This window comes from Pseudoxanthomonas sp. F37, assembly GCF_022965755.1.
GTDB lineage: Bacteria > Pseudomonadota > Gammaproteobacteria > Xanthomonadales > Xanthomonadaceae > Pseudoxanthomonas_A.
In genome coordinates, this window is the sequence record NZ_CP095187.1 from 595,404 (window position 1) to 616,474 (window position 21,071).

The following is a 21,071-nucleotide window of genomic DNA, read 5'->3' on the forward strand; positions in this document are numbered from 1 at the left end:
GGCTCGCCATGCAGAACAAGCAGCTGTGGATCGCGGTGGGGCTGGTGGGGGTGCTGATGGCGCTGGTGTTCGCGGCGGGCTGGCTGGTGGGCCGGCCGAAGCACGTGGACGCCGCGGCGGACGCTTCGCCCGTGCCGGTGGAGGCGCGCGCGGTGTTCATCCCGGGCGCGGGACAGATCGATGCGCTGCGCCGGGGCGTGCCGGTGGACCAGGAAGGGCACCCGCCGCCGCTCGCGCACGTGGAGAACGCCGATCTCAGGCGCGCGCGCGCCTACCCGATGCAGCCGCCGACCATCCCGCACACGATCGATGGCTACCAGGTCGACCGCAACAGCAACCGCTGCATGCTGTGCCACGCGCGCGCCAACGCGGCCACCTTCCAGGCGCCACCGGTCAGCGTGACCCACTACATGGACCGCGACGACCAGTTCCTGGCGACCATCTCGCCGCGCCGCTATTTCTGCAACCAGTGCCACGTGGTGCAGACCGATGCGCCGGTGCTGGTGGCCAACCAGTTCCGCGACATCGACAGCGTGCTGTCGCCGCCGCCGACGGCGAAGGAGTAGCCCATGTGGCCTCGGGTGAAGCAGCAGGTGCTGGGGCTGTGGCGGACGCTGCGACTGCCCAGCCGGCACTACAGCCTGGGTTTCCTGACGGTGGCCGGATTCATCGCCGGCATCCTGTTCTGGGGCGGGTTCAACACGGCGCTGGAGGCCACCAACACCGAAGCCTTCTGCACCAGCTGCCACGAGATGCAGGACAACGTCTTCGAGGAGTTGAAGACCACCATCCACTACAGCAACCGCTCGGGCGTGCGCGCGACCTGCCCGGACTGCCATGTGCCGCACAACTGGACCGACAAGATCGCACGCAAGATGCAGGCCTCCAAGGAGGTATGGGGCAAGATCTTCGGCACGATCAACACGCGCGAGAAGTTCCTGGACGAGCGCCTGATCCTGGCCACGCACGAATGGAACCGGTTGAAGGCCAACGATTCGCTGGAATGCCGCAACTGCCACGACTACGACTCGATGGACCTCACCCGCCAGGGTTCGCGCGCGTCCCAGGTGCACAAGCTGTGGCTGGGCACCGGCAAGAAGACCTGCATCGACTGCCACAAGGGCGTGGCGCACCGCCTGCCCGACATGACCGGCGTGCCGCAGGGATGAAGCGCTAGAGCCGCGCCGCGTCGGCGCGCGCGCGGATCTGGGCGAAGGTCCAGTCGCGCAGCAGGCGGCCGTCTTCCCACACCGTGACCATGGCGTCGTCGTAGCCGGCGGGCCGTTGCGCCTCCTCCAGCGAGGCGGCGGAGGCGGGCACGGGCACCGTGCGGAAGCCGCCGTACTCGCGGTGGCGCAGCAGGGTCATGCGCCCGCGCTTGCTCTGCTTGCCCTTGTCGGTCACCGGATCCTTGTACACGTCGATCCATTCGCCCGCCACGCGCACGGCGGAGCACTTGAGCGCGAACTTCTGGGTGTCGCGGTCCAGCCGCTGCAGCAGCGCGCCGCCCATGCCGAAGGCCAGGTTGTCGGTGGCGTAGCCGGCGCTGGTGATGCGCTCCAGGATGGCGCGCAGGCTGGTGGGGTTGATGCCGTCGCCCTGGATCACCCGCACGTGGTCGAGCACCTTGTAACCCTTGCCGTTGACGGTATGGCCGAAGGCCTCGTCCAGCAGTTCCAGGCACTGGTGGACCACGGCCACCGGGTCGCCCGAATCGGGACGGATGACGACGGTCGCGCCGGAGTCGATCACCTCCTGCTTCAGCGTGGTGCCCCAGTGCTGGCGGATGGCATGGAAGATGTCGTAGCTGTCCGACACCACTGCGACGATCGCGCCCGGCCGGGCGAATTGCCGCAGCATGTTGCGGTAGGCCTCCACCTCGTCGTCGCGCCCCCAGCTGGTGATGGTGCTGTGCTCGGCGGCCGGAATGGAGAAGCCCGCCATCGGTTCGTGGTAGTGCGCCTTCGCCAGCAACAGGCCGGACACGGTGTCGGTGCCCATGAAGTTGACCAGGTGCGCGGCGCCGCCGAGGGCGGCCGATTCCAGGCTGGATACGCCCCGCGCGCCGAAGTCGTGCAGCTTGAAGGGCAGCTGGCCTTCCGGGTCGTCGCTGGTGCGCTGCAGGAACTGGCGGAGGGTCTGCTTCGCATGCCAGCTGATGGTCGCCACGGTGATGGGGTACCAGATGCGCAGCAGCATCGTCTCCAGGTACGACGGCACCCAGAACGCCTGCGGATCGGTCGATTCGATGGTCATCAGTGCTTCGTGCGTGGGCACCACCGTGCCTTCCGGCACGGCGCGGATGCGGATCGGCAGGTGGCCGCCATGGCGGTCGACGATGTCGCGCCAGCCGGCTTCGTTGAATGGCTCGCCATGCGCGGAGAAGACCTCGCGCGCCTCGTCCACGTCGGCGTGGGTGACGGGCGTGGCGAGGTATTCCTTCAGCACGGCCTGCAGGCCGAAGAACACGGTGCGGTCGTGAATGCCGCCCCGCGATTCCACATAGAAGAACGTGGCGTCGGTGCCCGGCGGATACTGCAGCCAGTGGCTGGCCTTGTAGCTGTCGGTGTTGAGCAGGAGGTTGCGCAGGGCGTGCATGAGGGCGGGGCGTTCCACATCCGGGGGGCGTAGTGTCGCAGCTTCGTCGTCAGGCCGGATCGGGCGATGCCGGAGCCTCCGATCCGATGCCCGCCGCATGGGGGTGGCGTCTGCTTGCCGGTGCCGGTCGGCTGCGATGGCGCCTCGCCGTCAGACCGACGGACTCACATTTGAACGCTTCGCCGGTACGGCTGCCGCTGTGACATGACACTTCGCCTGCCTCATGGTGTGACGTGACTGAAGCATCCGCGCCGACGGGTGTGCACCGCGCGCAGCTTCCTCGGCATGGGCCTCCGTTGATGGGAGAGGCCATTGCAAACGAGCGTGGCTTGTCGAGGATGTATCGGATATGTGTCGCAGCCTTGTCGGGAAGCCGGACATTCTGAATCTTTGGAGATATTGGGATATTGAAGAGCGGATGCCCTCTCATCTAGAGAGTAAGCAAGGAACTATGGAACGATCAACTCGAAGCGGATCCTCGCACCTGCAATGTATCTTCCTACGCGCGCGCGCATTCAAGTTTCGGTAGAAAGCAAGAAGGGGGAACAATGAGCGATCACGAAAATCAGCGGATTCTGGTCGTGGATGACGACGTGGAACTTCGCGAAAAGGTCCTGCTGCCGGGTCTTCGCCGGTTCGGATTCGAGGTCCACGGCGTGGGAAGCGCCATCGAGCTCTACAAGTGGCTGGTGGGAAACTCGTGCTCCATGATCGTGCTGGATGTCGGCCTGCCCGACGATGATGGCTTCGCCATCGCCAAGCATCTGCGGGAAACCACCGCGGCGGGCATCATCATGTTGACCGGGCACGACTCGAAATCCGACCACATGCGGGCATTGGACGCGGGCGCCGACGCCTATTTCACCAAGCCCACCGATGTGGAGCTGCTGTCCAGCGCACTGCACAGCCTGTCGCGCAGGATGTCGAGAAGCGGCAAGGCCGACCTGCCTTCGGCCCTGCAGCGATGGCGGATTGAAGCCGATGGCTGGAGGCTGGTCGCGCCCAGCGGAAGCGTGATTGCGCTGTCACTGACGGAGAGAGCGATCATGAAAAAGCTGGGGTCGGCCGACAAGCCCGTTCCCAGGGAGGATCTGCTCAAGGAACTGGACGATGTCGTCGACGACTTCGATCCCAGCCGCCTGGAGATGCTGATCCATCGGCTCCGCCGCAAGGTGGAATGCAAGTCCGGACAGGAACTGCCCTTGTCTGCCGTGCGCAGGATGGGCTACATGCTGTCGGTCTAGGCGCGTGAGCGGCGGAAACGCCGGAGGCGAATACCCCGGCGGCGTCTATCCGCCCGCGCCATTGGTCACGGGAGGCGGTCGCACGGTGTCCGGTGCGGCCGCCCGCGGGAGCCTTATCCGCAGGTTGATGCCAACGGCGGGCACGACGGAGGTCTTGACCACCCCTCCATAGAGGGAAACGAGCGTCCTCATGGCATCCAGGCGTTGCTGCAACAAGGTGCGGTCCAAGGAGGGCGGCTTGTCGGCCATCCCGAACAGGAACATCAGATCCACGCTGTGCAGGGCGTCGTCCTTGTGAAAGGCGTTTGCGCTGGCATTGCGCACGCCAATCATCACCCAGCGTTTTTCCCCGCCCGACTGCAGCGCGTATCCGACCAGGGAAAGCAGGATCGCCTGCAATGCGCTCCGTTCGAGGCGGATGTGCAGGGGGTAGGGCGGCACCATGCAGGATATGTCTATCGCTTCCTGCACCAGCTGGTGGGTCCGGTAAGACCATTGCCGGATGACGTCGCAGGCGTCGAACACTTCCGGGCGGGACCCGGAACGCATCACAACCTCCATGAGGTTGCGCGAGTAGAGCAGGCCGCGGGAAGCCGTCGAGAGGATCCTGTCCAGGGCTTCCTCCCTGTCGCGAAAGTCTGAGGTTTCCCTCAGCTCCTGGACGTAGCCGAAGATCTGCGCCCAGACATTGTTGAAATCGTGCGCCAGTTGCCGGAACAAGTGCATGGGCGCATCGTGGGCGCCATTTCCGTCAGGCGCATGCTGCGGGTCTTGCCTATCTTCTGTCGTGGACATGAGCCGATTTTTGTCTTGGGTCCCCATCCCTCATGGCGGTGCACGACCCATACTCCATAAATGCGTTTACGTTCGCCATATCGAAATCTTTCGTCACGATGGGTGCCGTCAGGACGTCGGGCACGACAGACACATGAACGGATCATCGGCGCCCAGCAGACCGGGCCCTCACGACCGCGGGCAGTGTCCGGTGGGCCGGCACCTGCGCGGGGATGCCGGCGCGCAACGCCCGTGGCCGCCCGCATCTGCGCGCAGTGGACAGAAACAGCGCGGGCATCGGCCGCGAGGGTGCAGGCGTGAATGGGGTGGCATCGCATCTGCCATGGCCGGCTAGGCTGCCGGCCGCGAAGTCGCATAGCCCGACAGGAACGTCTGCAGCGCTTGTTGCGCCACGCCTTGCAGATATTCCTCGGAAGGCGCCTTGAGCAGCCCGAGCAGGCAGGGCATGAGCGATTGGGATTCGAGCAGCCCGGTCAGGTGCCGGGCCGCGACCAGCGGATCGGCCTGCCGTAGCCGGCCAAGCTCCATCTGCTGCTGCAGAAAGGCGGCCAGGCGCTGCATGCCCCGCTGCGGGCCCGACTCGTAGAAGAGCACGCCGGCATTGGAGCGGCCCGCCACTCCGATGATCGTCTGCCATACCTGCACGACCTGCTCGCTGCAGATGAAATGGAGCATCTGCTCGCAAAAACGCTGCAATGCGACCGGGAGCGTTTCGGTGGCTTCCTCGAGCGTGGTGAAGATGGGCGAGATGAACTTCTCGGCCACGCTATGGGCCACGGCGACGAAGAGTTCCTCCTTGGAGGGAAAGTAGCCGTACAGGGTGCGCTTGGAAGCCCCGGCACGCGCGGCAATCTGCGACATGGAGGCGCCTTCGAAGCCTGCCTCCAGGAAGACTTCGGCCGCGGCATCGACCATGGCTTCACGTTTGGCTTCGGTCCTGACCCGCATCGATCGACTCCAGGCGGTGGGGGCTCACAAATATACCGGCGGGGCAGAAATGCTTGACAGGCAGGCGACAGGATTAATAGTATACCGAACCGTACCGTATAGTCAATAGAGATACCGCCATGCGTCCTGCTTCCTGCCGGTCCACGCCGCTGCTTGTTGCGGCGGCTGTCCTTCTTCTGAGCGCCTGCGGAACGCCGCCCGGCGGGCCCCCGCCCGCGGAGGGCACCCCGCAGATGGGCGTCATGACCGTCAGGGCGCAGTCGGTCACGCTGACCGCGGAACTGCCCGGGAGGACGGTCCCCTACCTGATCGCCGAAGTCAGGCCGCAAGTCGGCGGGATCATCCAGTCGCGCAAGTTCAGGGAAGGGGCCGATGTCGAAGCGGGTCAGGCGCTGTACCAGATCGACCCGGCCACGTACCGGGCCGCCTACGACGGCGCCGTCGCGGCGCTGGCCAAGGCCCAGGCCAACCTGCGCACCACACAGCTGAAAGCGCGCCGCTACCAGGATCTGGTGGCGATCTCCGCCGTCAGCCGGCAGGACTACGACGATGCCGCCGCCGCACTGGGGCAGGCCGTGGCAGATGTCACGGCGGCCAAAGCCAGCGTGGAAAGCGCGCGCATCGATCTTGCCCACGCACGGGTCGATGCCCCCATCTCCGGACGCATCGGCAAATCCAGCGTGACGCCCGGCGCGCTGGTGACCGCCAGCCAGGCCAGTCCCTTGGCCACCGTGCAGCAACTCGATCCGATCTATGTCGACATCGCCCAGTCCAGTGCCGCGCTGCTCAAGCTCAAGCAGGCCATGGCCCGGGGCGATCTGGAAACGGCCGGCAAAGGTGCGGCCAAGGTCCAACTGAGGATGGAGGACGGAAGCACCTATCCGCTGGAAGGCCGCCTGGAGTTTTCCGACGTGACGGTCGACCAGCGCACGGGATCGGTCACCCTGCGCGCCGTGTTTCCGAACCCGGACGCCGTCCTGTTGCCGGGCATGTACGTACGGGCGGTGCTGCAGGAAGGCGTGAAAGAGCAGGGAATACTGGTTCCCCAGCGCGCCGTCCTGCGCAACACGGCCGGCAAGCCCACCGCCTTCGTCGTGGGCAGCGACCACAAGCTGAAACTGCGCGTGCTGGAAACCGAGCGCACCGTCGGCGACCAGTGGCTGGTGCGCAGCGGCCTGAAGCCCGGCGACGCCCTGGTGGTGGACGGCCTGCCGCGCGCGCGCGATGGCATCGAGGTCAAGACCGTGCCGTGGCAAGCCGACGGCAGCCAAACCGCCGCCCCCGGCGCCCAGCACTGAAGGCGCCGGACCGTCATGGCACGTTTCTTCATCGATCGCCCGATCTTCGCGTGGGTGCTGGCCATCGTCGTGATGCTGGCCGGCATCCTGTCCATTTCCATCCTGCCCATCGCACAGTACCCGGCCATCGCACCGCCCGCGGTGTCCATCACCGCCCACTATCCGGGCGCTTCGGCCAAGACCCTGGAAGATACCGTCACCCAGGTCATCGAGCAGAAGATGAAAGGCCTGGACCGGCTCAGCTACATGGCTTCCACCAGCGAATCCAGCGGCCAGGTCACCATCACCCTGACCTTCGAGAACGGCACCGATCCGGACACCGCGCAGGTGCAGGTGCAGAACAAGCTGTCGCTCGCCACGCCGCTGTTGCCGCAGGAAGTGCAGCAGCAGGGCGTGACCGTCACCAAGTCCACCTCCAACTTCCTCAATGTGCTGGCCTTCACCTCCGAAGACGGCAGCATGAACGGCTCCGACCTGTCGGACTATGTCGCGGCCAACGTGCAGGAGGCGATCAGCCGCGTGGAAGGCGTGGGCGATACGCAGCTGTTCGGCTCGCAGTACTCGATGCGGGTGTGGCTGGATCCGGACAGGCTGACCAGCTTCAGTCTGACGCCATTGGACGTGGGCAACGCCATCCGGGCGCAGAATGCGCAGGTGTCGGCCGGCCAGCTCGGCGCCTTGCCGGCAGCGGCCAACCAGCAGATCAACGCCACCATCACCGCGCAGACCCGGCTGCGGACCGCCGCGGAGTTCGAGGACATCCTGTTGCGCACCCAGTCCGACGGCTCGCAGGTGCGCTTGCGCGACGTGGCGCGCATCGAGCTGGCTGCCGAGAACTACAACACGGTCGGGCGCTACAACGGCAAGCCGGCCGCGGGCCTGGCCATCAAGCTGGCCTCCGGCGCCAACGCGCTGGATACGGTGCGCGGCATCGACGCCAAGCTGGAAGAGCTCGAGCCGTTCTTCCCCCCGGGAATGAAGGCGCAGAAGCCCTACGACACGACGCCCTTCGTGCGCATCTCCATCGAGGAGGTCGTGAGCACGCTGGTCGAGGCGGTGGTGCTGGTGTTCCTGGTGATGTATCTGTTCCTGCAGAATTTCCGCGCCACGCTCATCCCCACCATCGCCGTTCCGGTGGTGCTGCTGGGTACCTTCGGCGTGCTGGCCGCATTCGGATTCACCATCAACACGCTCACCATGTTCGCGATGGTGCTGGCGATCGGCCTGCTGGTGGACGACGCGATCGTCGTGGTGGAGAACGTCGAGCGCGTGATGGCCGAGGATGGGCTGCCGCCGAAGGAAGCCACGCGCAAGTCGATGGGCCAGATCAGCGGCGCGCTGGTCGGCGTGGCGCTGGTGCTGGCGGCGGTGTTCGTGCCGATGGCCTTCTTCGGCGGTTCCACCGGGGTGATCTACCGCCAGTTCTCCATCACGATCGTATCCGCGATGACGTTGTCGGTGCTGGTGGCGATGGTGCTGACGCCGGCGCTGTGCGCGACCCTGCTCAAGCCGGTCGCGCACGGGCACTACGAGAAGCGCGGCTTTTTCGGCTGGTTCAACCGCACGTTCGACCGCGGCAACCACCGCTACCAGGGCGTGGTGCGGCACATGCTGGGCAGGAAAAGGCGCTACATGCTGGCGTTCGCGGCCATCGTGGCGCTGGTGGCGGTGGGTTTCACCAAGCTGCCGGTCGGTTTCCTGCCGGATGAAGACCAGAGCACGTTGTTCGGCCTGGTCCAGCTGCCGCCGGGCGCCACCCATGAGCGCACGCTCGCGGTCATCGAGCAGATCGAGCACCACTTCCTGGTCGATCAGAAGGATTCGGTCGACGGCATGTTCGCGGTGCCGGGCTTCAGCTTCGCCGGCAGCGGCCAGAACGTGGCCCTGCTCTTCGTGAAGCTGAAGCCGTGGGACGAGCGCACCCGCCAGGACCAGAGCGTGACCGGCGTGGCGGCCAAGGCCGGTGCGTACTTCGGCACGCTGCGCGACGCCAGGGCATTCGCCTTCGCGCCTCCGGCGGTGTCGGAACTGGGCAACGCCACCGGCTTCGACCTGATGCTGCAGGACCGCGCCAACCTCGGCCACGCCGCGCTGATGCAGGCGCGCGACCAGCTGCTGGCCGAGTTGTCCAAGGACAAGCGCCTGGTGGCGGTGCGGCCCAACGGCCTGGAGGACGCGCCGGAATTCAAGCTGGAGATCGATCCGCACAAAGCGGAGGCGATGGGCGTGTCGATCGATGACATCAACAACACCTTCTCCACGGCCTGGGGCAGCAGTTACGTCAACGACTTCATCGACAAGGGCCGCGTCAAGAAGGTGATGCTGCAGGCCGATGCGCCCTTCCGCATGGTGCCGGAGGACGTCGAGCGCTGGTACGTGCGCAATGGCTCCGGCGAGATGGTGGCCTTCACCTCGTTCGCCACCGCCCACTGGTCTTCCGGCTCGCCGCGCCTGGAACGCTACAACGGCATGCCGTCGGTGGAGATCCTGGGCATGGCGATGCCTGGCGCGGCGTCGAGCGGCGAGGCGCTGGCCATCGTCGAGGCGGCCGTGGCCAAGCTGCCCCCGGGCATCGGCTACGAATGGACCGGCCTGTCGCGGCAGGAGAAGGCCTCCACCGGCCAGACCGGCACGCTGTACACGCTGTCCATCCTGATCGTCTTCTTGTGCCTGGCTGCGTTGTACGAAAGCTGGTCCATCCCGTTCTCGGTGATCCTGGTGGTGCCGCTGGGGGTGCTCGGCGCGCTGGTCGGCGCATTCCTGACCTGGAAGATGAATGACGTGTACTTCCAGGTGGGCTTGTTGACCACCATCGGCCTGGCCTGCAAGAACGCGATCCTGATCGTGGAATTCGCCAAGGAACTGCACGAGAGTGGCAAGAGCCTGGCCGAATCCGCACTGGAGGCGGCTCGCCTGCGCCTGCGGCCCATCCTGATGACCTCGCTGGCGTTCGTTCTCGGCGTGCTGCCCTTGGTACTGGGCAGCGGTGCCGGCGCCGGCGCGCAGAACGCGCTGGGCACCGCCGTCATCGGCGGCATGCTCTCCGGCACGGTCCTGGCGATTCTCTTCGTCCCGCTGTTCTTCGTGCTGGTGTGCGGGCTGTTCAAGCGCAGTGGCGCCGTTGCCGCCCCGGTTACGCACGCGGCGGGGCCGTGAAGATGACGACGGTCTGTGCCGCGCGCGTCATCGCCCTCACTGCCACCGGGCTGTTGTCGGGGTGTTCCCCGGCGCCACGCTACGTGCGGCTCGATGCACCGGTGCCGGAGCCGCTCGCCACGGCGGGCGGGCAGGCCGGCGATGCGGCCATGGCCGTCGCCAATGGCGACATCGAGGTGGGCCGCCATGAGTCTGCCATCCAGACCGCGTCCGGCGAGGTGGCCGATGCGCTGGCCGAACGCGAGACGCCGGGGCGCCGGCTGCAGGCGCAACAGGCCTTGGTGGAGGCGTCCTCCGGCAGCGTCCGGCTCCCCCAGGCGCGCTTCGAGCGCGCTGCCGGCAGCCGCCAGGGCGCGTGGGATGCACAACGCGCGCTCTACAGCGCCGAGCAGGTGTTGACCGACACCCGGCTGTCCCGTCCCGCCAACCGGGTGGCCCATGACAAGGCGATGGGAGGAGGATGGGTCGAGCAAGCCACGGCGCCGGGCGCCCTGGTGTCTGCGACCGGTCGGTGATGATGCGAAAGAGCAGCGCACGCGCAGGCTCGGGCAAGAGGAAAGAGCCTCGCATCAACAGAGAAAAGCACGCCGCCGTCCTGATGGCGGCGCGGCAGCTGTTCACCTCTTCGGGCTTCGAGGGTACCGCCATGAACGCCGTTGCGGCGTGCGCTGGCGTATCCAAGGCGACGGTCTATGCGCGCTTTGGCAACAAGGAGCTGCTGTTCAGAAGGGTCCTGGGGGACTGTATTCAAGAGATGTCCGAGCGGTGGGATTCATTGCTCGGTCAAGAAGGCGCTCTCCATGAGCGCCTGAGGTCCGTCGCGCACGTCATCCTGGATATCTCGTCAAGCCCGGCGATCAAATGCGTCCATCACATCCGGGCAGTTCCTGCGTCCTTGTCGCCCGGCATCCACGACGAATTCTGGAATTCCTGCTTCGGGCGCTATGACAAGGTCATGCGCGGCATCCTGGGTCGGGAAGTGGCAAACGGCACTCTGGACATCAAGGACATGGCCCTTGCCTCATCCCAGTTCTTCGGACTGGTCGGCGGAGAGGCGATAGCACGCGCGCTTCTATCGGGCGATGGCGTTGCGAACGCGGAGGGCGTCGACTGCGCCGTCGAGATGTTCATCCGTGGGAATGCGCCCGTTCGAAGGTCGGATGACTGCGTGGGCACGCAGTTGCAATGACCCCGTGGTTCCTGCGCAGGGCAGGACGCTGAAGCGAATGCGTTGGCGAGTGTCTTCGTGCCCAGCACCGGCCCGGTGGTGGTAGAGCCGGATCCAGTCGTCGGCCATGTGGCTCGCGTGCTGCGGGCCTTCATGCCGGTGGCGGTGGATGCACTGCTCCTTCAGTGTGCGGATGACTCGCTCGACCTCGCTCTGCTGCGGGCGATGCGCAGGAGTGAATTCCTGCTGCGGGCCGCAGTTGCACACCGGCCGGCCATGACGTGGCCCGGGACCCGATAGCTCATTCCGCAAGGCGCACCCGGTTGCCGCTACGGCGATCGATGCCACGGTCATGCCGCCGCGTTCCCGTGCAAAGCCACTGTCCGTAGCACGTTCAATGCGGCCCGATGCCAGGCACGGGGTGCGCATTCCGTGCGGCAGGATCGTGCCGTTCCATATCCAAGTATTGCCGTTGTTTTTCCCGGAATCTCCTGGGCCGAATGTTTGGATACGAAAGGCAATATTCCGAGATTGCCTCTTGTGTTTTCACTGCCAAGATTCCTTCCAAGGAAGAAGAAGTCGCCTGGGCGAACAGAGTCTGCTTTTTGCGCGGTTTTTCTTTCGTGGTCATCGCGCGGTTTCCGATGATCGCTATCGCGTCAGGCGTCGCCGTGCAGCACCCGTGCACCTAAACAACGACATGTCGCCGGATTTTTCCGTCGCAAGCATGCGGGTTCGACAATCAGCGTGGAAGGGAGAATGCCATGAACAAGATCTACAAGCTGGTCTGGAGCGCAGCGCTGGGCCAATTCGTGGTCACCTCGGAGGTGGCGAATTCGCGGGGCAAGAGTGGGGGAAGGCAAGGCGGCGCCACGGCAACGGTGCTGCAGTCGTGGCTTGTCGATAAGCCGCTGACATTGCTCTACTCGGCCACGCTTGTCGCAGTGATGGCCTATTCCTCGCCGGCCGATGCCGATGTGCTGTTCAACTCATCGGTCATTGGAAGCGGGGACACCATCTGCACGAACATCAACGACACCACGGGAGCCACGAAGTTCATCGGTGAGTGGATTAGCGTGCGATGCGCGCAGTACAGGACGAGTGCGACGAACGATGCCAACTTCTACAAGACCCTGGTGACGGGCCGTTCTGCACTGGCACTGGGTGGCGAACTGTTCGTGAACGGTGGAAAGATCGGTCTGGCCGACTATGAGGGCGGCACCTACGGCATGCGCATCGGCAGTGTCGCCACCGTTGACGCAGCCATCGGCCTGGACGCGATAGCCATCGGAACGGCGCAGACCACTGCAAATGACGGCGCCACATCAACCCCGACAACGGCCTCCGCCGCACGCACCATCGCCATCGGGTCGGCGACCAGTTCCACCGCTGCCGATGCGCTGGCGCTTGGCACCACCGCGACTGCGTCGGCCACCAATGCCATCGCCATCGGCACCCAATCCCGCGCCGATGCTGCCGAGGCCGTGGCCATCGGTACCAACGCCGTGGCCACCGGCGGCCGGGCGGTCTCCATCGGGTCCGGCAACGTCGCCAACGGCAACGGCGCTGTCGCCATCGGCGATCCCAATACCGCCACCGGCAGCGGCGCCATTGCGCAGGGCCTGGACAACACCGCCACCGGCAACGGCGCGGTCGCCATGGGCAACACCAACATGGTGGGCGGCGGCGGACAGGCTGTCGGCGTGGCCGGCACCGCCGCGCAGGGCGCGGTGGGCATCGGATACCAGAACACCGTGGCCGGCCAGGGCGCCGTCGGCATCGGTGACCGTAATACGGTCAGTGGCTCCAGCGCCGTCGCTTTGGGTCGCCAGTCCAACGCCACCGGCCTCAGCGCCATCGCGCTGGGCCTGACCGCCAGCGCCACCAACACCTACGCCGTGGCCATCGGCGGACTGGCGGCCGCCACCGGCGAGAACGCCGTGGCCGTGGGCCAGGGCGCGAACGCCACCATGCTGGACAGTCTGGCGCTGGGGTCGAATGCCGTCGCCGGCGCCAATGCGGGCGACGTGGCGCTGGGCGCAAACTCGTCCACCACGGCGGTGGTCGCCACCACCGGCGCCATCATCGACGGCGTTGCCTATACCTATGCCGGTACCGCCCCCCAGAGCACGGTCAGTGTGGGACAGCCCGGCTTCGAGCGCACCATCACCAATGTGGCTGCCGGCCGCGTGGACGCGACCAGCACCGACGCCATCAACGGTTCGCAGTTGCTGGCGACCAACCTTGCGGTGGACACGCTGGGCATGGATCTGGACGCGCTGGGTGACAGCACGGCGTCCTCGCTGGGCGGTACTTCGGCCTACAACCCGGCCACGCATACCGTGACCGCTGGCCTGGCGGTAGGCGGCACCACCTACACCAATGTGCAGGACGCCTTGACGCAGTTGGATACGGTGGCCACCGCCGGCTGGAACGTCAGCGCGCAGGGCACCAACCTCACCAACGTGGCGCCCGATGAGACCGTTGACCTCAACAACAGCGACGGCAACATCGTGGTCAGCAAGACCACCACCGACGACGACGTCACCTTCGACCTGGCCGACGACATCACCGTCACCAGCGTCACGGCCGGTGGCACGGTGCTGGATGCCAGCGGCCTGACCATCGCGGGCGGACCGAGCGTGACCACGGTCGGCATCGATGCCGGCAACACCGTCATCACCAATGTGGCACCCGGCACCGTGTCCTCGACCTCGACCGATGCGGTGAACGGCTCGCAGCTGTTTGCGGTCAGCGAGGTGGCCAATGCCGGCTGGAACATCAGCGACGGCACCAGCAGCGGCAACATCGCCCCGGACGAGACGCTGACCGTGACCGCCGGCAGCAATGCCGAGGTCACCTACGACGATGCCACCAGCACCTTGACCGTGGGCGTGGTAGCGGACCCCAGCTTCAACTCCATCACTGTGGGCGATACCGTCATCAATGACGGCAGCATCAGCTTCACCAGCGGTGGTCCCAGCATCAGCAACGGCGGCATCGATGCCGGCGGCACGGTCATCACCAATGTGGCACCCGGCGTGGCCGGCACCGATGCGGTGAACGTGGACCAGCTGACCGCGGTGAGCGACATCGCCAATGCCGGCTGGAACATCAGCGCACAGGGCGCCAACGCCACCAACGTGGCGCCGGGCGAGGCCGTGGATCTGAACAACAGCGACGGCAACATCGTGGTCAGCAAGACCACCACCGACGACAACGTCACCTTCGACCTGGCCGATGACATCACCGTCACCAGCGTCACCGCTGGCGGCACCGTGTTGAACAGCAGTGGCCTGACCATCGCAGGAGGACCGAGCGTGACCACGGTGGGTATCGATGCGGGTGGCACGGTCATCACCAACGTGGCACCGGGCGTGGCCGGCACCGATGCGGTCAATGTGGACCAGCTGACGGCGCTGGGTGACACGGGGGTGACCTTCACCGGCAACGACAACACGGCTGGCGACGTGCAGCGGGCACTGGGCAGCACTCTGTCCATCCAGGGCGACGCCACTACCGCCGGTACGTACAGCGGCGGCAATCTGCAGACCGTCACCGACCCGGCCACCGGCACCATCCACCTGCAGATGGCCGACTCGCCGGTGTTCGGCGCGACCACCATCAACGCCGGTGGCACCGGCATCATCAGCGGTGTGACGGCCGGCGTGGCCGGCACCGATGCGGTCAATGTGGACCAGCTGACCGCGGTGAGCGACGTCGCCAATGCTGGCTGGGACATCAGCGCGCAGGGCGCCAACGCCACCAACGTGGCGCCGGGCGAGGCCGTGGACCTGAACAACAGCGACGGCAACATCGTGGTCAGCAAGACCACCACCGACGACAACGTCACCTTCGACCTGGCCGATGACATCACCGTCACCAGCGTCACCGCTGGCGGCACCGTGTTGAACAGCAGTGGCCTGACCATCGCAGGCGGACCGAGTGTGACCACTTCCGGCATCGATGCCGGCAACACCGTCATCACCAATGTGGCACCCGGCACCGTGTCCTCGACCTCGACCGATGCGGTGAACGGCTCGCAGCTGTTCGCGGTCAGCGAGGTGGCCAATGCCGGCTGGAACATCAGCGACGGCACCAGCAGCGGCAACATTGCCCCGGATGAGACGCTGACCGTGACCGCCGGCAGCAATGCCGAGGTCACCTACGACGATGCCACCAGTACGCTGACCGTGGGCGTGGTGGCGGATCCCAGCTTCAACTCCATCACCGTGGGCGATACCGTCATCAATGACGGCAGCATCAGCTTCACCAGCGGCGGCCCCAGCCTGACCAGCACCGGCATCGATGCCGGCGGCACGGTCATCACCAACGTGGCGCCGGGCGTGGCGGGCACCGACGCGGTCAATGTGGACCAGCTGACGGCGCTGGGCGATACGGGGCTGACCTTCACCGGCAACGACAACACGGCTGGCGACGTGCAGCGGGCACTGGGCAGCACCCTGTCCATCCAGGGCGACGCCACTACCGCCGGTACCTACAGCGGCGGCAATCTGCAGACCGTCACAGACCCGGCCACCGGCACCATCCACCTGCAGATGGCCGACTCGCCGGTGTTCGGCGCGACCACCATCAACGCCGGTGGCACCGGCATCATCAGCGGTGTGACGGCCGGCGTGGCCGGCACCGATGCGGTGAACGTGGACCAGTTGACGGCGCTGGGCAGCAGCACGGCGGCATCGCTGGGTGGGACATCGGCCTACGACCCGGCCACGCAGACCGTGACCGCCGGCCTGGATGTGGATGGCACCACCTACACCACCGTTCAGGACGCGCTGACCCAGGTCAACAGCACGGCCAACGCCGGCTGGAACATCAGCGACGGCACCAGCAGCGGCAACATCGCACCGGACGAGACGCTGACGGTGACCGCCGGCAGCAATGCCGAGGTCACCTACGACGACGCCACCAGCACCTTAACCGTGGGCGTGGTGGCCGACCCCAGCTTCAACTCCATCACCGTGGGCGATACCGTCATCAATGACGGCAGCATCAGCTTCACCAGCGGCGGTCCCAGCATTAGCAACGGCGGCATCGATGCGGGTGGCACGGTCATCACCAATGTGGCGCCGGGCGTGGCCGGCACCGATGCGGTGAACGTGGATCAGCTGACCGCGGTGAGCGACGTCGCCAATGCCGGCTGGGACATCAGTGCGCAGGGTGCCAACGCCACCAACGTGGCACCGGGCGAGGCCGTCGACCTGAACAACAGCGACGGCAACATCGTGGTCAGCAAGACCACCACCGGCGACAACGTCACCTTCGACCTGGCCGACGACATCACCGTCACCAGCGTCACCGCTGGCGGCACGGTGTTGAACAGCAGTGGCCTGACCATCGCAGGAGGACCGAGCGTGACCACGGTCGGCATCGATGCCGGCGGTACGGTCATCACCAACGTGGCGCCGGGGGTGGCGGGCACCGATGCGGTCAATGTGGACCAGCTGACGGCGCTGGGCGACACGGGGCTGACCTTCACCGGCAACGACAACACGGCTGGCGACGTGCAGCGGGCACTGGGCAGCACCCTGTCCATCCAGGGCGACGCCACTACCGCTGGCACCTACAGCGGCGGCAATCTACAGACCGTCACCGACCCGGCCACCGGCACCATCCACCTGCAGATGGCCGACTCGCCGGTGTTCGGCGCGACCACCATCAACGCCGGTGGCACCGGCATCATCAGCGGTGTGACGGCCGGCGTGGCCGGCACCGATGCGGTGAACGTGGACCAGCTGACCGCGGTGAGCGACATCGCCAATGCCGGCTGGGACATCAGTGCGCAGGGCGCCAACGCCACCAACGTGGCACCGGGCGAGGCTGTGGACCTGAACAACAGCGACGGCAACATCGTGGTCAGCAAGACCACCACCGACGACAACGTTACCTTCGACCTGGCCGATGACATCACCGTCGCCAGCGTCACCGCTGGCGGCTCAGTGTTGAACAGCAGTGGCCTGACCATCGCCGGCGGACCGAGCGTGACCACCTCCGGCATCGATGCCGGCAACACCGTCATCACCAATGTGGCACCCGGCACCGTGTCCTCGACCTCGACCGATGCGGTGAACGGCTCGCAGCTGTTCGCGGTCAGCGAGGTGGCCAACGCCGGCTGGAACATCAGCGACGGCACCAGCAGCGGCAACATCGCCCCGGACGAGACGCTGACCGTGACCGCCGGCAGCAATGCCGAGGTGACCTACGACGACGCCACCAGCACCTTGACCGTGGGCGTGGTAGCGGACCCCAGCTTCAACTCCATCACCGTGGGCGATACCGTCATCAATGACGGCAGCATCAGCTTCACCAGCGGCGGTCCCAGCCTGACCAGCACCGGCATCGATGCCGGCGGCACCGGCATCATCAGCGGTGTGACGGCCGGCGTGGCCGGCACCGATGCGGTCAATGTGGACCAGCTGACCGCGGTGAGCGACGTCGCCAATGCTGGCTGGGACATCAGCGCGCAGGGCGCCAACGCCACCAACGTGGCGCCGGGCGAGGCCGTGGACCTGAACAACAGCGACGGCAACATCGTGGTCAGCAAGACCACCACCGACGACAACGTCACCTTCGACCTGGCCGATGACATCACCGTCACCAGCGTCACCGCTGGCGGCTCAGTGTTGAACAGCAGCGGCCTGACCATCGCCGGCGGACCGAGCGTGACCACGGTCGGCATCGATGCCGGCAACACCGTCATCACGAATGTAGCACCAGGCGTGGCCGGCACCGACGCGGCCAACGTGGACCAGGTCACCAACCTGGTCGATGGTGCCAGGACGCATTACTACAGTGTCAATGACAACGGTGTGGTGGGCGGCAACTACGACAACGACGGGGCTACAGGCATCAACGCGCTGGCCGCGGGCGTGGACACCTCGGCCGCTGGCGATGCCGCGCTGGCGCTGGGCTACGGTGCTGCCGGCGGCGGACTGAACGCCATCGCCATCGGCACGGACGCGTTGGCGTCCAATACCGGCTCCATCGCCATCGGCCAGGACACGGTTTCCAGCGGACTGGACACCATTGCCATCGGCACCGGTGCCTCGGCCACCAACTCGGTGGCATTGGGTGCGAGGGCCTCGGCGGGAGCCGGCGGCACCGCATTGGGCGATGGCGCCAACGCCACCCTGGCCGGCGGCGTGGCCTTGGGCAAGAACTCGGTGGAAGGCGCGGCCAACGCGACGGCCAGCACGACCATCGCCGGTACCACCTACACCTTTGCCGGCACCACGCCCACCAGCGTGGTCAGCGTGGGCAGCGTGGGCGCGGAGCGGCAGATCACCAACGTGGCGGCCGGGCAGCTCAGCGCGACCAGCACCGATGCCGTCAATGGCTCGCAACTGTTCGCCACCCACCAGGCTATCGAGGACGTGGCCGCTGGATTGACGCACTACTACAGCGTCAACGACAACGGCGTGGCCGGCGGCAACTACGACAACGACGGCGCTACCGGCATCAATGCGCTGGCTGCAGGCGTGGGCGCTTCTGCCGCGGCCGACAGCGCCACCGCCATCGGCGAGGGCGCCGTTGCCGGTGCGCAAGCCGGCGACGTGGCATTGGGAAGCGGCTCCACCACCGCGGCGGTGGTGGCCACGGCCAGCGGCAGCGTGGATGGCGTGACCTACACCTACGCCGGCACGGCGCCCACCAGCACCGTCAGCGTGGGCAGCGTGGGTGCCGAACGCACCATCACCCATGTGGCGGCGGGCCAGGTGTCATCGACGTCGACCGATGCCGTCAACGGCTCGCAACTGTTTGCCACCAACCAGGCGGTCGGCTCGCTGGGCGTCAATCTGGATCAGGTCGGCGCCAGCACCGCCGCTACGCTGGGCGGCACCTCGGTGTACGACCCCGTCACCCACACGGTGACGGGCGGGCTTTCGGTGGGCGGCAGCACCTACACCACCGTGCAGGACGCGTTGACCCAGGTCAACACCACCGCCAGCGCCGGCTGGAACATCACCGACGGTACCAGCAGCGGCAATATCGGAGCGGGCGAGACCCTGGCGGTCGCCGCTGGCAGCAATGCGGCCGTGACCTACGACGATGCCACCGGCACGCTGACCGTGGGCGTGGTGCCGGACCCCAGTTTCACCAGCGTGGCGATCGGCAACACCAGCATCACCACCGACGGCCTGACCATCATCGGCGGCCCCGGCATCACCATCGCGGGGATCGATGCCGGCGGCACCACCATCACCAATGTGGCGGCAGGCGTCAATGGGACCGACGCAGTCAATGTGGATCAGCTGAACCAGGTGGTGGAGGGTGCCTCGGCGCACTACTACAGCGTCAACGACGGCGGAGTGAATGGCGGCAACTACGCCAATGACGGCGCCACCGCCACCGGTGCCATCGCGTCCGGCGTGGGCGCCAGCGCCACGGCGACCGATGCGGTGGCCATCGGCACCGGCGCCACGTCAGGGGACGCCAACAGCGTGGCCCTGGGCGCGGGGTCGGCCACGTCGGCAGCCGTGGGCACCACGGGCACGACCATCGCCGGTACCGACTACACCTTTGCCGGTGGCGTTCCGGTGGGCACGGTCAGCGTGGGCGATGCGGGAGCCGAGCGCACCATCACCCACGTGGCGGCCGGCCGCCTGTCGGCCACGTCGACCGATGCGGTCAATGGTTCGCAGTTGTACGCCACCAACCAGGCCATCGATGCGCTGGACGGGCGGGTGACCACCGTCGAAGGCGACGTCGCCAACCTGACCGAGACCGTCGGAGGGTTCGATAGCCGCATCACGAACGTCGAAGGCGACGTGGCCGACCTGACCGAGACCGTCAACACCTTCGACGGCCGCATCACCAACGTGCAGAACGGCGCGGATGGCATGTTCCAGGTCAGCCAGGAAGATGCGATCACCAAGCCTGCGCCTACCGGTACCAACGCAGCGGCCGGCGGCAACGGCGCGGTGGCCAGCGGCGACAATGCGCTGGCCGTGGGCAACCAGAGCACCGCCAGCGGCAACGACAGTACCGCGCTGGGTAACGGCGCCACAGCCTCCCACGGCAACAGCGTGGCGTTGGGCGCGGGCTCGGCCACCACGGTCGGTGCGCAGAGCAACTACAACGCCGCCTACGTGGGCGACAGCACCTCCACCGGCGAAGTCAATATCGGTGGCCGCACCATCAGCGGCGTGGCGGCAGGCACCGCAGGTACCGATGCGGTCAACGTCAGCCAGCTCAATGGCGGCGTGAACTACGCCATCAACCAGGCCAACGCCTACACCGACAACCGGCTCAGCGGGTTCTACAGCGACATGTGGACGATGAGGCGCGAGGCCCGCGGCGGCACCGCATCGGCCATGGCCATGGCGGGCCTGCCGCAGGCCTACCTGCCGGGCAAGAGCATGCTGGCAGTGGCGGCCGGCGGCTACCAGGGTGAGTACGGCATGGCGGTGGGCCTGTCAGGCGTCACCGAAAACGGCCGCTGGGTCTACAAGGCGCAGGCCAGCGGCAACACCACGCGCGACTGGGGCTTCACGGTGGGCGCGGGTATCCAGTGGTGAGCACCGATCGGAAGAACGCGGGTAGCGGCATCGCAACCAGGCCGCCGCCTGCCGCGCATCAGGAAACGGCTCTGTACTCGTCGGACAGAACGCTGCGCATCACCTTCATGGGCGAGAGCGCAACGGTCGCCTTGCAGGTAAGCGGCAGCCAGCGCAGGTTGTGCGAGTTGCTGAAGGAACTGGCGTTCCGGAACCTGCGCCATGCCATCGAGGTTTCGCTGGCGGATGGAGCGGCGCGCGCAATGCGGTCCGCGGTACCGGACGAGTTCCTGGCCCATATCGATTTGGATGAAATATTCAAGGGGAGAACCCGCAATGGATAACA

General features: G+C 66.6%; 13 protein-coding genes. 9 read left to right on the forward strand and 4 right to left on the reverse strand.

The genetic code is table 11. The features are described 5' to 3' along the window. Positions 1–8 precede the first annotated feature (8 nt). The gene (locus MUU77_RS02615) at positions 9–566 is read left to right on the forward strand and encodes a nitrate reductase cytochrome c-type subunit (protein WP_245091268.1); all 558 of its coding nucleotides are present in this window, start codon (positions 9–11) and stop codon (positions 564–566) included. Positions 567–569: 3 nt separating this feature from the next. Next, positions 570–1,169 (forward strand): NapC/NirT family cytochrome c, encoded by a 600-nt coding sequence (locus tag MUU77_RS02620; protein WP_245091270.1) that lies wholly within the window; start codon positions 570–572, stop codon positions 1,167–1,169. A 4-nt stretch (positions 1,170–1,173) separates the two neighbouring features. Here the strand turns inward: MUU77_RS02620 and MUU77_RS02625 are convergent, their stop codons facing one another. Then, positions 1,174–2,598: a nicotinate phosphoribosyltransferase gene (locus MUU77_RS02625; protein WP_245091272.1), complete on the reverse strand. Its 1,425-nt coding sequence runs from the start codon at positions 2,596–2,598 to the stop codon at positions 1,174–1,176. 548 nt (positions 2,599–3,146) lie between these two features. Between MUU77_RS02625 and MUU77_RS02630 the strand changes: the two genes are divergently transcribed. After that, the gene (locus MUU77_RS02630) at positions 3,147–3,842 is read left to right on the forward strand and encodes a response regulator transcription factor (protein ID WP_245091274.1); all 696 of its coding nucleotides are present in this window, start codon (positions 3,147–3,149) and stop codon (positions 3,840–3,842) included. Between the two features lie 45 nt (positions 3,843–3,887). Here the strand turns inward: MUU77_RS02630 and MUU77_RS02635 are convergent, their stop codons facing one another. Together MUU77_RS02635 and MUU77_RS02640 are read right to left on the reverse strand one after the other, a co-directional pair. Beyond that, positions 3,888–4,637, reverse strand: coding sequence for a hypothetical protein (locus MUU77_RS02635; RefSeq protein WP_245091276.1), 750 nt, complete (start codon positions 4,635–4,637; stop codon positions 3,888–3,890). A gap of 330 nt (positions 4,638–4,967) precedes the next feature. Continuing rightward, the gene (locus MUU77_RS02640; RefSeq protein WP_245091278.1) at positions 4,968–5,585 is read right to left on the reverse strand and encodes a TetR/AcrR family transcriptional regulator; all 618 of its coding nucleotides are present in this window, start codon (positions 5,583–5,585) and stop codon (positions 4,968–4,970) included. A 119-nt stretch (positions 5,586–5,704) separates the two neighbouring features. Between MUU77_RS02640 and MUU77_RS02645 the strand changes: the two genes are divergently transcribed. Genes MUU77_RS02645 through MUU77_RS02660 form a run of 4 tightly spaced genes read left to right on the forward strand, consistent with a single transcriptional unit; the run spans position 5,705 to position 11,228 of the window. After that, on the forward strand, positions 5,705–6,883 hold the full coding sequence (locus tag MUU77_RS02645; RefSeq protein WP_245091280.1) for an efflux RND transporter periplasmic adaptor subunit: 1,179 nt from the start codon (positions 5,705–5,707) through the stop codon (positions 6,881–6,883). Between the two features lie 15 nt (positions 6,884–6,898). Further along, positions 6,899–10,039 (forward strand): efflux RND transporter permease subunit, encoded by a 3,141-nt coding sequence (locus MUU77_RS02650; protein WP_245091282.1) that lies wholly within the window; start codon positions 6,899–6,901, stop codon positions 10,037–10,039. Between the two features lie 2 nt (positions 10,040–10,041). Continuing rightward, the gene (locus MUU77_RS02655; RefSeq protein ID WP_345779060.1) at positions 10,042–10,554 is read left to right on the forward strand and encodes a hypothetical protein; all 513 of its coding nucleotides are present in this window, start codon (positions 10,042–10,044) and stop codon (positions 10,552–10,554) included. Then, a complete protein-coding gene (locus MUU77_RS02660) occupies positions 10,554–11,228 on the forward strand; it encodes a TetR/AcrR family transcriptional regulator (RefSeq protein WP_245091284.1) in 675 nt (224 codons plus the stop codon). Before MUU77_RS02655 ends, MUU77_RS02660 begins: the two co-directional genes overlap by 1 nt. 373 nt (positions 11,229–11,601) lie before the next feature. Here MUU77_RS02660 and MUU77_RS02665 read toward each other — a convergent pair whose 3' ends face one another. After that, positions 11,602–11,838 carry a hypothetical protein gene (locus MUU77_RS02665; protein ID WP_245091287.1) on the reverse strand — a complete coding sequence of 79 codons (237 nt, stop codon included), beginning with the start codon at positions 11,836–11,838 and terminating at the stop codon, positions 11,602–11,604. 133 nt (positions 11,839–11,971) lie between these two features. Between MUU77_RS02665 and MUU77_RS02670 the strand changes: the two genes are divergently transcribed. Together MUU77_RS02670 and MUU77_RS02675 are read left to right on the forward strand one after the other, a co-directional pair. After that, positions 11,972–20,746 (forward strand): YadA-like family protein, encoded by an 8,775-nt coding sequence (locus tag MUU77_RS02670; RefSeq protein WP_245091289.1) that lies wholly within the window; start codon positions 11,972–11,974, stop codon positions 20,744–20,746. Beyond that, entirely contained in the window at positions 20,743–21,069 is a 327-nt protein-coding gene (locus tag MUU77_RS02675; protein ID WP_245091291.1) for a hypothetical protein, read from the forward strand. The genes MUU77_RS02670 and MUU77_RS02675 overlap by 4 nt, the downstream gene beginning before the upstream one ends. The last annotated feature ends 2 nt before the right edge of the window (positions 21,070–21,071 follow it).